Raw genomic sequence first — 13,894 nt, 5'->3', positions numbered from 1 at the left:
AAATTCAATCCAGCCCATCACAGGCTGGATAGCGTTTGGAGTTATCTCATAAGAAAAAAGAGTGACTAAAGTACAATAACTCTGAAACTTTAACCTTTTAAACCTAAAAGTTTGCGATATTTACTTATAAACAAATCTTTACCTTTGATAACACTCGTTACCCAATTTCCAAAGGTTGCAATAACAAGAAATGAATTACCTTTATTTGGACCTAGTGGCAAAAATAAAGGTGCTTTTCCTGCGGCCCAAGGGGAGTAAGGTTTAATTTGATTTAGGGCCTTTCCTTTCACTTGTTCTTTTAGCATTTTGGTAAGCCATCGTACTTGTCGACTAACAGCAACAATCGTCATAGCATCTGTGTTATTTGCAACATCACCTGCAGCAAATACATTATCAAATGTAGATGGACGTAAGTAACTATCGACCTTAACACGATCCGATTTATCTTTTGTAATGTTAGGTAACCCGTTAAGTACAACTGAAGCAGCACGTGAACCTACCGTAGGAATGATCAGATCTGCTATCAGTGTATTACCGTCAGACAAACTAAGGGTACCAGAATAAGGAGTGGTTAAGCTTTCAAGATTGTTCACTCTCACACCTAACTTTACATCAACACCAGCGTCATTAAGTTTTGAGGCAAGGGAAGCTCCAAACTTAGGTGGCATTTGTAAAAATAGACTGGAATCACTAGAGATCAACGTAACGTTTTTCTCTGACATTGCATAACTAATTTCACCAGCTAACTCTGTTCCAACAGTACCGGCACCGACAATAGCAACAGACGATGCTGCTTTTAATTTATCATGTAACCCCTTGACGACAGAACAAAAGTCATCGATATTATCACCTGCAGGTTTGAAAGCGTCTCCATTAGTAGATCCCGTTGCAATGACTATAAAGTCGGCCGCAATGTGTGTGTCATCCATTAACGTGACACCATTTTCATCTACGCTAGTCACTTTTCCTTTTATTACTTTCCCTTTTGATAGGAGTAAGTCATAAGGCATTAATGCGCGATCTAATAACGAAGGGTCTACAATGGCACGTATCATTGCTGGCGCATGAACGAAGGATTTGCGTTGCTCTATAAGTGTAACGTCAAGATCATTATCTAACGCTTTAGCTAATTCAACGCCTAAATAGCCGCCACCGACTATTACAAGTTTCTTTCTCATTTTAAGACCTATTACTTTTTTGGATAAACAATTTCATGTAAACCTTCTGATAGATAGGTTTGGGTAACGCCATTTCGAGTTACTATAAGCTCTTCTTTTGCTATGTAACGATAAGCATCTTCTCCAGGAAGGAACTCCCCTGGTTCAATCATTACTAAAGCTATAAGGTCTATATTGGCGATATAACTTAAATCACCTTTTGAACCTTTAAGCGTCAAACTTTTTGAGAATGTATAACCCATGATATCTTCAGTCATGATGTCATTAATGACAGCTGTGGCTTTTACATTCTCTGGATCTGTCATCGATTCAGAAGGAGATATTATAAGATTTTTACTGTCAGTGACCAATGCGCCAGACTGAAGTATATTATCTTCAAAATCCATAATTACAGAGTAGTCGATAGAAATATCAGATGAATGCACTTTCCCCCAGTACCAATTTTTCACCCTACCCGCTAGACTTTTTTCCCCCCAATTATGATCGTGATAACCTGTTCCTTTTACTTTTGTTGTTTTACCATTTTTATAAAGTTCGCCTTCGATATGACCAGAAGGAACAGCAACTGTCCAAGGCATTGGTGTGTCGGTTCCTTCGGATGTGTACGGGTGATTACCTTTATTTAAGGTTAACTTTGCACCATAGCCGTCAATCATTGTATAAAGTTCGTAATGATCGCCACAGTCTTTGCAGTATTCTTCTTTACCAAATGTTACATCACACTTTATATCGCTAGTTGATACGTCTGTCTCCGTGTATTTCTTTATTTTAGATATTTCAGATTGGCCCCTCGGATAAATATTTAATCTAACAGAAGGTTGTCTAGGTTTTAGCCGTGTGTCATTTAAGGAGAACATTACAACCAGGAAGTCACCATTCTCAAAATGGGCATCAAAGTACCACCACTCAAAATGTTCTTCTCTATTGGTGACAGGAAAATCAATATGAGTTGCATCTGCTTTAACGTAATTAAGTGTTTTATTAACCATTTAAAAACCTCTTAAATGTGTAGTGTTGAGTATATTCCATAGCCGTTTAGTAAAATATTATTTTTACATGCTTATGAAACAGACCGCAATATATGCGGCCTTGTCATTTTTATCTAAAACTTAGACTGTGGTCGGTACACTAGATCAGCCTCATTGAGTTGACGATTTACCCAATCTCGCCTTTCTTTGGTAATTTTCTTATCAAGCTTTTCAGCATAAGCTGGATTGTTCAACCGACGTGTACCTCGAATATAATTCTTTGGTCCTGTTACGATCAAATAAACAAGCCCCCAAAATTTCGCTTTAGGAAGCTCTGCAACCTCATGTGTTTCGGGTGAAACAAAAAATGCAGTCATCGCTATGTTTGACTTGTATTCCCACCAACGCTTAAATCTCTCAAGACCTTTAAGTTCTTTAGGCGGTTCAAAACAATCCATAAAGGATTTACACAAGCGAATACCATCCGGATCATCCGACGCTTCTGACGAAAGCATCAAGTGATACAAAATTTTCTGCCCCTCCTTGATCGTTGTAGGGAATGGAATATCATAGCTGTAACCCATCACATGTGACACATAGCGCCACAAGTGCATCATTGCTTCGATTTCTTCATCGGTTACTTTTCGACCCAACATACGACTGGCTTTACCCAAAACTAAAGCGGAAATAATTGGTGCAGCCAGTAAACCTGCTTGGTTAATCGGCATGCCGAACTCTTCAGGGTCCCACTTTTCGCTACTAAACACCGCACGACGGATAAGTGTATGCAGCAAGCGCACACGAAGTGCTGTTTTCCAGCCTTCCCCAAATTTTTTCATGCCGCCCACTTCAGAAATTTCAGTCCAGAAGTTACAGGTTAACAAGAAACGTTTATATGCAGTATCATCTGAATATTGTCCTGTGGACATTAATGTACGTGAAATGTTACGAACGCGGTAACCGTCTAATGTAGCAATACCTTGAAATTGAAAACCATAAGAACCATAACCACGATAAGTTTTTGCACCGAGCTCTATCTTGTCCCAATCTAGCCATTCTGGATCTTCAGAGACCTCTTCCCAAATAGCTTTCAATTCAGGAGATGGGCTTTCAACGGCATCAATGCCACCCGTCAAAATTTGGTTGATTACTTCATGCGGGTTCTCGCCGTCACGACGAATTTTAAGAATAGCAGCATCCGACAACGGGTCCCCAGACCAGTTCGACATGCTCATTTTTTTCGCGAATTCAGGATCATATTCAGGGATTTCCTTAAACAAAAGCTTCATGAGTTTGTCTACATTTTTCCGACCAGGATTCTCTTCAAACGGATATACAACCATGTCACTAGGAGGCGCTGTTCGCCCCTCTGCTATTGTTAACATTGCTTGGTCTATTGCAAGCTCTGCAGCAAGATCTTTTTCATCAAGTAATTTCATTAGTGTTGTTCTCCGATGCGAGCGATAACCGATTTTGATTCTAAATAACCACCAAGTCCTTCAGTGCCTAAATCACGTCCAACACCAGATTGACGGAAGCCTCCAGTTGGTACGCCTGCAGGGGGGAAAGCTGCACTATTTATAAACACCGTACCAACGCGCAAGTCACGTGCCGTTCGTTGAAGAGTCGCGTGGTTTGAACCGAAAATGGTTGCACACAAACCATAGTCAGATGCATTAGCTGCCTCGATGACTTCGTTGATATCATCAAAAGTTTCGATAGTCATTACAGGACCAAAAATTTCTTCTGTAAGTAACGCACTATTTTTAGGGAGATCGGTGATAATAGTGGGTTTAATAAAATAACCATCACTTTCAATTGCCTTTCCTCCGACTAGAACTCGACCTTCTTTTTCGCCAAGTTTAATGTAGTTCATTACACGTTCAAATTGGCCTGCAGAGCACATAGGGCCAATCATATTACCATCTTGTAATGCATTACCTTGTGGTAAGTTTTCTGTAAACGCAATACAAGCTTTAGCCAATTTTTCAGCAATAGAGGTATGAGCAATAACCTTAGAGCCAGATACGCAGATCTGACCTGAGTTGGCAAATGTCGCCATGCAAATCATCGGAACTATAGGTTCAAGATCCGCATCACCCATAACAATTACTGGATTTTTTCCGCCTAGTTCTAAACTTAGGCGCACCATTCTATTTGATGCTTTTTCGTGAATGTGTTTACCGATAGAAGTTGAGCCAGTAAAGGCAAATTTGTCTATGTTTGGGTTATCTAATATAGCTTCTCCAACTACTGGACCTTCACCCGTTACCACATTAAATACACCTGCAGGAAAACCAACCTGTCGCACAAGTTCTGCAAGACGGAGTACAACTAATGAGGCGTCTTCAGCAGGTTTCATAACTACAGTACAACCTGCAGCAAGTGCTGGCGCTAACTTCCAGCTCGCTATCATTAATGGAGCATTCCAAGGAATAATGGCACCAACAACACCTACTGGCTCTTTTGTTGTGTAACTAAAGTAATCACCTTCGTGCATATCAGGATCAATATCGATTGTTTCACCCTTAATCTTTGTTGGGAAACCCGCAAAATAACGAAAGGTTTGAACGGTTTTCAACACTTCAAAACCAAGGGCAAGGTGGCGAGGTAGACCTAAATCTGCAGCGATAAGATCAGCAAGTGTTTCACTGTCTTCTTCAATCGCGTCTGCTAGTTTGTTCAGCAGCTTCTCACGATCTTGAGGGCTACATTTACGCCATGGAGAGCCAATAGCAAAAGCGCTTTTGGCCGCCGCACAAGCCCTATCTACGTCTTGCGCTGTTGCGCGAACTGTTTGACCGATGACCGTTGCAGTCGATGGATCAATGACATCAGTCGTTTGATCACTGTTACTGGCTGTCCATTGTCCATTGATAAATAGCCCAGGGTTACTCTCAATGAAATGACGAGATGTGTCGCTGATTAAATCTAGAGCTGATTGCATTACTTTTCTATTCATTATTACTCCCCACAATGCCGTGAAGTGACATTTTCAATAATTGTGTGTGTTGTGTAGTGTGTGTTGTGTGTTTTTGTTAATTCAAACCTTAACGTAAATAATATATTACAAAGTGTAATGTAAACGCAAGATATATTACAACTTGTAACGTATCTAGGATTTAATCAAAAGAGATAAGTAAATTTCATCCGAAAGCACCTCTCTTATATAACGTTCAACACAAATCGGCTTATATTGGGGTCTATTTAACGACAAGAAAATTGAGTTAGCGCTAGGCAAAAATATTTGCATCTCGTTGTTATCACTCATTGCTCCTGCATTACTCTACTTTCAGCACACATAACGTCGTAAATAAAAAAGTGTGTTCAATTATTTATGCATGTTGGCATAAATGAAGTTATTTCCAGATCATTTGATTAAAGTGAAACATTGCGAGGTTTAGAGAAATGTATGTTTATCTTTGAATATAAGCACGATCATATACTCGTCGGAATATAGTCTATATTAAACAAAAATAGTTTATGGACATCACTTGAGAATTTTTAAAATATCGTTGAAATAAAAATTAGTCATTTTTATTTCGTTTGAAAAGACTTGAAGTTATCAACACCAAGGTGAATAAGTTGTGCGACATTGAATGACGTTGTTTCGATATCCCAAGGATTATTTTTTTGTAAAAAACTTTGCAAAACACCATCTAATGCAGCGGTAGTAAAAGTAGCAATAAACTGCATATCATTATCACCAAGAGAGTGACCATAAGACTCTTTGAGTAAACTTACCGCCCTTTTTCGACCGCGCTCTTGCAATAATAATTTCGTTTTTAACCCTGCGTGACCGCGTAAAGCTAAGTGTAAAAGATGATTTTCTGGATCTATACTATCAAAAACAATGCGAAAGTATCCGGCGAGAAGATTTACACTAGGCTCCATCTTATACTGACTCACTTGCTCAATTTTAACATCTAGTTGATCTTGCCATTCCTTCACCGCTTCATCCAATATTGCCTGTCGCCCTGTATAATTACGATAAAACGTTGGACGTGAAACGCCTGCTTTTAGCGCTATTTCTTCAATAGAAAGTTCATCTAAAGACTTTGTTTCTAATAACGTTGCGAGCGCTTGCTCGATCTTTTTTCTACTTTTTATTTGTCTTGCGTCCAAAATAAAACGATCTCTATTTAACTTTAATATCAGGTTAAGGACCAAAGTAAAACATTATTATGATGATTATTTACGTATTCTACTTTGAATAAATTGGAAATTAGATTGTGATAACGTCTCTAATATATCACATTATTTTTGTTAAATTTGGGCTAGATTCTAAAAGCTATAGCAAAATGTGAGTATATTCATAAGGGTTATCTAAAATCATTAAGGTAAGTAATACGTAGCGTAAACATCTTCATCTTATAGGTTTTACATTAAATGTTGGTTTGGTTATTTATCATCTCTTTTTTGACTATTTGAAAAAAATGACACAAAATCCCGAATACTAGCTTACACCGCACATAGCGAGAAATTATTCTTTCTCAAGATCGATTATAATCTACTTTGGCTTGCTATAAATAATGTATACCAAAAGGAAATATTTTGACGTTAACTGAACAAGCTATTGAAAAACTGCGTGAGGTCATTTTAATTGGAGTCCTTGCTGATGGAGCGTCTATTACAGAGAGGCAGATCAGTGATCTTCTAAGTATGTCTCGCACGCCTGTGCGTGCTGCAATGCAAGCATTAGCAAACGAAGGGTTGCTGGAGTACGAATCACAACGAGGTTATCGGGTTCGCACGATTAATCTTGAGACTATTTTTGATGCATTTAAAGTGCGAAGTGCTTTAGAAGGGCTCGCCTGCCAAATAGTGTGCGAAACAGGCTTGTCAGATGAAACCACAGCAATACTGAAAAGTTGTATTGAAAAAGGAAGAATGTTACTTGAAGGTGCGGGAGAGGGATTTCAGCATAACGAATGGCGAAATATGAATGAGCTATTTCATCAAACTATTGTTGATGCTGCTAATAACGACACCCTTAGTAGCTCTTTGGCAAAAGTAGTTATGATGCCGATGCTCTCATTTAAAGTGATTGCCACTACGTTGACTAGCCCAAATATGACTCTATTGGAAGGCTCGCAGCGCGATCATGAACAAATTTTAGATAGCCTGCAAGCTGGTCAATCAACTCGAGCATCTAATCGTATGCAAGAGCATATTCTCGTGGCTGCGGATTTAATTTCGAAAGATGCTAGAAAGCAACTATTAGTGGTTAATAAAATATCACCAAGCATTTAACATTGGCAGTTTTATAAAAATAGATAAAAAAATATTATTCCTGTACTCCTTAAACATAAGGAATACAGGGTTTATATACTATGATGTTATGTATTGCCGTGCATGAAATCGTCAACATCAGGTGCACGTTTCGTCTTCGACCACTCTTCTAACATTGGTCCTGCTCTTTGGTTTAACTTTAAGACCATTTCTGGTGTTGTTGTGTCTGCAACTAACTCCATTCGGTGCCCATTCGGATCAAAGAAATATATAGACTGGCAAATTTTGTGATCAGTAGGTCCAACCACCTTGATGCCCCCGTCTTGCAAGCGATTTTTATAGGCTAAAAGAGTTTCCATGTCCGCAACGCGAAGTGCTAAATGCTGTACCCAATCAGGTGTGTTCTTATCCATCTGCATATCTGGTGATTCCGGCAATTCGAAAAATGCTAAAAATGAACCATCCTCCATCTTTAAAAAAATATGAATATGAGGGGACCATTCGCCTGTTGATGGCACCTTATTTTCTGCAACGGAGATAGTTAGATTAAGGTCCATGTATTTTTTATAGAATTCAGTTGTTTCTTTAGCATCGCGACAACGATAGGCAACATGGTGCAAGCCATATACGGTCATATTATTCTCCTGTTATATATTTAAATTATTGATCTAATAAATTTACTCGTCATTTTTAGAACCAAAGCCTGGTAATAAATTAAAGCGTTTTAAAATAGTTTTATTCTTTTCTCATTTACTCAATTTTATCTTTTAATACTTTGCCTGTAATAGTTCAGGGTTGTTTGCATGAGCAATTCAAAAATGTATTCCTTCTAGTCTTTCTTTTCCCTTATCTTTTTATGCTTCCTTCCCATCAACATTAAGAAAAAAATAATTTTTGGATCTCTTATTTGAGATGAACAGACGTATTCTGATGATAAATTAACCTTTCTGGTATACATTTTACTAGCAAAACCTATTTATGTATGTATATTAAACTAAAATGTATACCAAAGCATTTAAAATAATAATTATTTCTAATAGACCATGGGGAGCAGAACAATATGTTTAATAATAAAAACTTTAAAAATAAATTGAGTAAAAAAGTATTAGCAAGCACCGTAGTAATGTCCATCATTAGTAGTAATGCGTTAGCGGGAGCCATTGACTTTAGTGGAATGCCTATCACTAAACTATTTGAAGAAGGAACTTTTATTGAAGCTACATATAGCCAAATTTCAGTCGATTTTTCAGGAACGGATATAGCAGGTATAGATACAGGGCAGCTAACGGATGACATTAAAGTTTATTCATTTACCTATAAGCAAGATATAAACGAAAAACTATCGTTTGCATTAATAAAAGATACGCCTTTTTATAATGAGACCACTTATGGTGAAGGTTTTTTTGCGGGGGTAAAAAATGAAGTACAAGTTGATAGTATTACTGGTCTATTGAGATATAAACTTAGCGAGAATTGGGCGGTACATGGCGGAATAAGTGGACATAAAAAAGATGCAACAACGTATGCACCTGCTACGTTAGTTGAAGGTGGATATACGCTAGAAACTAAAGGTAATGTCAGCTTTGGTTATGTAGCTGGAGCAACATATGAAATTCCGCAGTATCATGTACTTGTTGGACTCACGTACTTTTCTGACGTTGACCAAGAGTTAGATGCTACAGAAAATGGCGTGGAAACAGGGAAGTTTGATGTTACGACTCCTGAATCAGTTAATCTCGACTTTCGCTTTCCTGTGAGTACAGAAAACTTGGTTTTCGGTACTGTAAGATGGACGAATTGGGATGGTTATGAAGTAAAACCACCAAGCGGTTTTCCTATTGCAAATATTTCAGAAGACTCATATAAATATAGCTTAGGTGCTTTACATCTATTTACGGAACGGTGGGTTGGATTCGTACGTGGTGGTTATGAATCCGGACCAAACGAGGAACAAACGCTTAATGGCTTTTATGGCAATATAAAGCAATTTGGAATTGGCACATCTTATACACAAGATAAGGTAAAGGTTACTGGGTTCGTAAATCGTATCACTACTGAAGCAAGAACAGGTATTATAGGGGCATTTGATGATGGTTCTGTAACAGCATTATCACTCTCCATTCAGTATAACTTTTAAGGGTGAGACTAGGAGCTGCTGATCTTTCAAATTAGCAGCTAAATCATTGAATGCGCCAGTACTGCCTTGATCTCAAATTACAATTTTAATTCATCGCATATGCTACTATTGCACGAAAATGTTTTAACCTTGCAAACGCATTTTCAACTAAAACCAAAAGAGTCCCCCACTAGAAAATTTTGGTCAAGCAGGCAACTGTGTTTTCTTGAACTTTTTTATTCAAAAACCAAGTGTTCTTATTATTTAAAGTCAATTTAAACTCAATTTAAATATGACTACGCACCTAGTTAGACAGTATAATTAAGCATCATTGATGATTAATTAAGACCCTTGGCTTTCACCTCATTCATCGTTTAGTGCCAATGTCAGTAACGTCAACTTTTGCTACTTTTAACCATTTGATCATACATAGGTTAAACCTCCCCCGCCATCACACCATAACTTAAATTTTTACGCAGACGAAAATAGCGTTGCCTGAGCGCTGTGCCCATGGGGTTATTTTGTCGTAGTCATGTTCAAATATGTGGATTTCGAAGTACGGCTTTAGGGCTTCTTTAAGCTCAGTATAACTAAAAGCAACCATTGGGTGCTCATCGTGCCATACGAGTGTTTTGTCTGCGGTGGTTTTTTCTATGCTGAGTTTTAATAACTGTTTGCTGCCAGTGCCACTGTAATGCCAACCAGAGCGAAATGTGAATACGCTATTTTCGCTTGTTGCTGTGTACTCTACAAATGAATCGCTGTCGATTTTGTTTTTATCAACTGTATTAATGCAAAATATTCCACCCGTTTTTAATGCACTGTGTACGCTGGCAAGGCATTCTTTTAACTTATTAATGCCGTCGCAGTAATGGATTGAATACAAAAAGCAGGTAATTAAATCCAAGTGCTCGGTTACCTTAAATTCACTCATGTTTTGCAATGAAAATTGCGCTTCTGGGCAACGCATTTTTGCTTTATCTAGCATTGGCTGGTTTATATCAAGCCCACTACTTTGGTAACCATAATCAATAAAATGACGTACATGCGGGCCGGTGCCACACGCTAAATCGAGGTGGGTGTTTCCGCCATTACCAAAAATTTGGTGCAACCTATGAATAGAATTACTTTGGGCTTGATAATCTATATCTGCGCACATTAAGTCGTAGTAATCAGAGAGGTCGGTGTAAAGCGCATTTGCGGACATATAAGCCTAGTAGTTTGTAGTAGCGTATTTTGAGTCGCGCATAATAAACTAGTTATGGCTATTAACGAAGAAGATATGAACTTTAGGATAGATGTAATTTAGGGCTATAAAGTTTAGGGTTGCTGAATGGCGCTTTGCTTAGCTTATACAATCCACGCATTTAAATATCATAGAAAGTTGTTGTAAAACGGTGTGAAATTGAAGATTTGTTGGGTTTCGCTACGCTCTACCCAACCTACATAATATAACTTTAAGCTGCTCTTTAACTAATTCCTAAATACTTATGTACTTGTATTGATAGGCGCCAGTTTTTAGCAATACAGGTGTCGATTGCTAATTTGGTTGCTGATACTTTTTGGCTAATTGGCTGTAAGTAAACAAGCTTTGGATTAACACCTGTTTTAGCAAATAACGCTTCGAGCTCTTCTACGTGTTTTTGCATAGCAACGGGGTGTTTAATTTCGTTTGCGCGCTTCATAGCACTGGTAAGTACTTCATAACCGCCACGCATATTAATTTTTGGCGATACCGTTACCCATGTTTGCTCTGGGGCAAGTATTTCAAATGTACCACTGGTTTCTATTTGCGTGCTAAAGCCGTTCTCGTGTAATAAGTTACACACTGGGTTTAAATCGAACATACATGGTTCGCCGCCAGTTATTACAACGTGCTTAGCGGTGTAACCTCGCGATTGAAATAATGCGAGTACTTGCTCGGCGCTTGCCGTTGCCCAATGATCTGAGTCAGCCTTTTTTTCTACGGTTTCGTCGAGCGATACTTTATATACGTTATCAACATTCCACGTTTGCTTGGTGTCGCACCAAGAACATCCTACAGGGCAGCCTTGTAGTCGTAAAAATATTGAGGGTGTGCCAGTAAAACTTGCTTCACCTTGAATGGTTTCAAACACTTCATTAATTTTGTACAAAAGAGATCTCACTTACTACCTAGCAGCAAAATTGCTACTATAAAAACCCAAAAAGCGCTGTGCAAAAATTGTTATTTAAGCTGCGGGCGTGTAGTATATCGCGCCCTGATATAAACCTCTATTAAAACTAAGAGCAAAACAGATATGACGCAAAAAGTAGTTGTTATTTATTCCGGCGGTATGGACTCATTTACTGTATTAAATAAAGCCCTGCAACAAGGCCATGATGTATATGCCCTATCATTTGACTATGGTCAGCGTCATGTAAAAGAGCTTAAAGTGGCAGCAAGTGTGTGCGAAAAACTAAACGTGCCGCACAAAATTGTAGATATTTCGGCAATTAATCAGCTTATTGGCGGCTCGTCACTTACCGATGATATTGACGTACCTGAAGGCCATTACGAAGAAGAAAGTATGAAAAGTACGATTGTACCTAATCGTAATATGATTTTACTCTCGCTTGCGGTAGGTTACGCGGTATCACTTAAAGCAGGCCAAGTTTATTACGGTGCTCATTCTGGTGATCATGCTATATACCCTGATTGTCGCCCTGAATTTGTGCAAAAAATGGATGATGTTTGCCGTATTGCAAACTACGACGCAGTAGAAATTTTTAGCCCGTACTTAAACAATACTAAAATTGGTATTTTAACCGACGGTATGGAAATGGGTTTAGACTACAGCCAAACATGGACTTGCTACAATGGTCGTGAAAAAGCCTGTGGTAAATGTGGTGCTTGCCAAGAACGTCTTGAAGCATTTGCATTAAACAATATTACAGACCCGTTAGAATACGAATAGGCGCTATTTAGGTAATATTACCAACACTATTTGTATAAAATATAAAGGCTATCGTTGATAGCCTTTTTTATGCACGCTCTTCTGGCATCTAAATAAACATTTTTTATTTAATTTTTCCTGTCCTAACTTAATCAGCTTAATTGCATGTTTTCTATCATGCTCAAATTTACTGTTTTCAAAAACATATTGTGAATGCTCAAGAACGGCAAACCAATTTTCTTGTGCTTTATATAAATAAGTCAATTTTTCATGAATACTGTTTTTATTACATGTAATTCTATCTAGGCAATTTGTATATTGCTTGCACTTAAAAATCATCAATAGCAGATAACTTGCTAAAACTTGAATCATCACAGGTCCAATAGTCTTTCTTGCCATTTTTTTGTATGGTTACTGATCTTTCCTCTGTAACCATATCAAACTCTTCACTATAGTAATCGCTTACTACGACTCCACCATTAGCTTGTGTAAAAGTCATACTATGCTCTGTTACCAAAAAACGGTGATAACTCGACTTAGTTACATCATTAAGTCGGATAGAGTTGGTGAGGTTGGTTCCTTCAACATTAAACGTCTCCAACTTAAATGTTCCATTCATTTTACTAACAACAATTTCAATTGGCTTAGGTGCATCTGCTTGGCATTTAAATATAACCCCTAACTCACTTTGAGTTGCATTACACGGTGCAATAAAAAATAAGAGAAAGCTCAAAAAAACCAAAAAAAAGTTATTTTTTATCATATTTGAATCAGCTTAAATAAGAGGAGTTATAAATTAGTGACGTTTTTTATCGCACTTAAAATAGATAGTTTATTATTGTCGTTAAATTGCGCACGTATACATATTTTATTAATTATAAAAGTAAGCGTGTTATTTATTGCTGAATGTTCATCGTCAGCACTTAAAGGCTCTTCAACAACGTTATATTCTTTGTATTTATTTTTAACGTCATCAGGGGTCGAACTTTTATTTAAAGAAATAACATCAAGTGCACACGGTGTAATATCGGCATCATCATCGCCATCAAAATGAAAAAACAGGCACTCGGCCATTCTTTCTTCAAAAGTAACAGACATGCCTTTTTCTGGCATCACTACAGAGGCTTTATTAAACTTATGATTGTAACGATACTCAGGGTTTTCGTTAAACAAATCACGGCATAACCCCATCGCATTATTACTAAAATTAGAGCCAAGTACTTGCTCAATCACGTCAAAATCAATCATTATAAATATACCTTTAAATTATTGGTTTTAATATAAGCATAATAAGTAAACATAAAGCACTCACGGTTTAAATGAATGCTTTATGCCGGTGTATATTTGCAATACTAAGTAATTAAAACTGCTTCATAGGTTAGACATTAAGAGATAATTGGATTCAGGCCGCATTTTAATCGTCCTTTTTCTTTATCTCTTTTTGGGTTCGCTCTTCGTGCATATTTTGACAAAAAACTGATAGTT

Annotated in this window: 13 protein-coding genes; 3 read left to right on the top strand and 10 right to left on the bottom strand. The window is 37.7% G+C overall.

The annotated features are described in order from the left end of the window. Window positions 1-89: 89 nt before the first annotated feature. From I6F65_RS15300 to I6F65_RS15280, 5 genes are all read right to left on the bottom strand, one after another. The gene (locus tag I6F65_RS15300) at window positions 90-1,178 is read right to left on the bottom strand and encodes an NAD(P)/FAD-dependent oxidoreductase (RefSeq protein ID WP_166111845.1); all 1,089 of its coding nucleotides are present in this window, start codon (window positions 1,176-1,178) and stop codon (window positions 90-92) included. An 11-nt stretch (window positions 1,179-1,189) separates the two neighbouring features. Then, window positions 1,190-2,167, bottom strand: a complete 978-nt coding sequence (locus tag I6F65_RS15295) for a hypothetical protein (RefSeq protein WP_166111847.1) — start codon at window positions 2,165-2,167, stop codon at window positions 1,190-1,192. Window positions 2,168-2,280: 113 nt separating this feature from the next. Then, entirely contained in the window at window positions 2,281-3,585 is a 1,305-nt protein-coding gene (locus I6F65_RS15290) for an oxygenase MpaB family protein (protein WP_166111850.1), read from the bottom strand. Then, complete coding sequence (locus I6F65_RS15285) at window positions 3,585-5,108, bottom strand: aldehyde dehydrogenase (protein WP_197113720.1); 1,524 nt, start codon at window positions 5,106-5,108, stop codon at window positions 3,585-3,587. Before I6F65_RS15285 ends, I6F65_RS15290 begins: the two co-directional genes overlap by 1 nt. 575 nt (window positions 5,109-5,683) lie before the next feature. Next, on the bottom strand, window positions 5,684-6,271 hold the full coding sequence (locus I6F65_RS15280; RefSeq protein WP_166111856.1) for a TetR/AcrR family transcriptional regulator: 588 nt from the start codon (window positions 6,269-6,271) through the stop codon (window positions 5,684-5,686). Window positions 6,272-6,700: 429 nt separating this feature from the next. Between I6F65_RS15280 and I6F65_RS15275 the strand changes: the two genes are divergently transcribed. Then, complete coding sequence (locus I6F65_RS15275) at window positions 6,701-7,399, top strand: GntR family transcriptional regulator (RefSeq protein WP_166111859.1); 699 nt, start codon at window positions 6,701-6,703, stop codon at window positions 7,397-7,399. Window positions 7,400-7,485: 86 nt separating this feature from the next. Here the strand turns inward: I6F65_RS15275 and I6F65_RS15270 are convergent, their stop codons facing one another. Next, on the bottom strand, window positions 7,486-8,013 hold the full coding sequence (locus I6F65_RS15270) for a VOC family protein (RefSeq protein ID WP_166111862.1): 528 nt from the start codon (window positions 8,011-8,013) through the stop codon (window positions 7,486-7,488). A 425-nt stretch (window positions 8,014-8,438) separates the two neighbouring features. Between I6F65_RS15270 and I6F65_RS15265 the strand changes: the two genes are divergently transcribed. Continuing rightward, window positions 8,439-9,515 carry an OmpP1/FadL family transporter gene (locus I6F65_RS15265; protein WP_166111867.1) on the top strand — a complete coding sequence of 359 codons (1,077 nt, stop codon included), beginning with the start codon at window positions 8,439-8,441 and terminating at the stop codon, window positions 9,513-9,515. A 442-nt stretch (window positions 9,516-9,957) separates the two neighbouring features. On the opposite strand, the gene I6F65_RS15260 is transcribed toward I6F65_RS15265, so the two are convergent. Both I6F65_RS15260 and queE read right to left on the bottom strand, forming a co-directional pair. Continuing rightward, on the bottom strand, window positions 9,958-10,701 hold the full coding sequence (locus I6F65_RS15260) for a class I SAM-dependent methyltransferase (RefSeq protein WP_197113717.1): 744 nt from the start codon (window positions 10,699-10,701) through the stop codon (window positions 9,958-9,960). Between the two features lie 262 nt (window positions 10,702-10,963). Beyond that, window positions 10,964-11,629 (bottom strand): 7-carboxy-7-deazaguanine synthase QueE, encoded by a 666-nt coding sequence (queE, locus tag I6F65_RS15255; RefSeq protein ID WP_197113749.1) that lies wholly within the window; start codon window positions 11,627-11,629, stop codon window positions 10,964-10,966. 144 nt (window positions 11,630-11,773) lie between these two features. On the opposite strand from queE, the gene queC reads away from it, so the two are divergent. Next, on the top strand, window positions 11,774-12,430 hold the full coding sequence (queC, locus tag I6F65_RS15250; protein WP_024612958.1) for a 7-cyano-7-deazaguanine synthase QueC: 657 nt from the start codon (window positions 11,774-11,776) through the stop codon (window positions 12,428-12,430). A 307-nt stretch (window positions 12,431-12,737) separates the two neighbouring features. Here queC and I6F65_RS15245 read toward each other — a convergent pair whose 3' ends face one another. Together I6F65_RS15245 and I6F65_RS15240 are read right to left on the bottom strand one after the other, a co-directional pair. Next, entirely contained in the window at window positions 12,738-13,142 is a 405-nt protein-coding gene (locus I6F65_RS15245) for a hypothetical protein (RefSeq protein WP_158001082.1), read from the bottom strand. 56 nt (window positions 13,143-13,198) lie between these two features. Then, the gene (locus I6F65_RS15240) at window positions 13,199-13,657 is read right to left on the bottom strand and encodes a hypothetical protein (protein ID WP_024612961.1); all 459 of its coding nucleotides are present in this window, start codon (window positions 13,655-13,657) and stop codon (window positions 13,199-13,201) included. Between the last annotated feature and the right edge of the window lie 237 nt (window positions 13,658-13,894).

This window comes from Pseudoalteromonas sp. SWXJZ94C, from assembly GCF_015864385.1.
GTDB lineage: Bacteria > Pseudomonadota > Gammaproteobacteria > Enterobacterales > Alteromonadaceae > Pseudoalteromonas.
Note: the sequence above shows the minus strand (reverse complement) of the source record. Positions and strands in the feature narration are given on the sequence as shown.

What these genes read in the sequence shown, in the direction of transcription:
- I6F65_RS15270 (WP_166111862.1), bottom strand. Translation starts at nt 8,013, where the DNA reads ATGACCGTATATGGCTTGCACCATGTTGCCTATCGTTGTCGCGATGCT.
- queC (WP_024612958.1), top strand. Translation starts at nt 11,774, where the DNA reads ATGACGCAAAAAGTAGTTGTTATTTATTCCGGCGGTATGGACTCATTT.
- I6F65_RS15265 (WP_166111867.1), top strand. Translation starts at nt 8,439, where the DNA reads ATGTTTAATAATAAAAACTTTAAAAATAAATTGAGTAAAAAAGTATTA.
- I6F65_RS15290 (WP_166111850.1), bottom strand. Translation starts at nt 3,585, where the DNA reads ATGAAATTACTTGATGAAAAAGATCTTGCTGCAGAGCTTGCAATAGAC.
- I6F65_RS15285 (WP_197113720.1), bottom strand. Translation starts at nt 5,108, where the DNA reads ATGAATAGAAAAGTAATGCAATCAGCTCTAGATTTAATCAGCGACACA.
- I6F65_RS15300 (WP_166111845.1), bottom strand. Translation starts at nt 1,178, where the DNA reads ATGAGAAAGAAACTTGTAATAGTCGGTGGCGGCTATTTAGGCGTTGAA.
- I6F65_RS15240 (WP_024612961.1), bottom strand. Translation starts at nt 13,657, where the DNA reads ATGATTGATTTTGACGTGATTGAGCAAGTACTTGGCTCTAATTTTAGT.
- I6F65_RS15260 (WP_197113717.1), bottom strand. Translation starts at nt 10,701, where the DNA reads ATGTCCGCAAATGCGCTTTACACCGACCTCTCTGATTACTACGACTTA.
- I6F65_RS15295 (WP_166111847.1), bottom strand. Translation starts at nt 2,167, where the DNA reads ATGGTTAATAAAACACTTAATTACGTTAAAGCAGATGCAACTCATATT.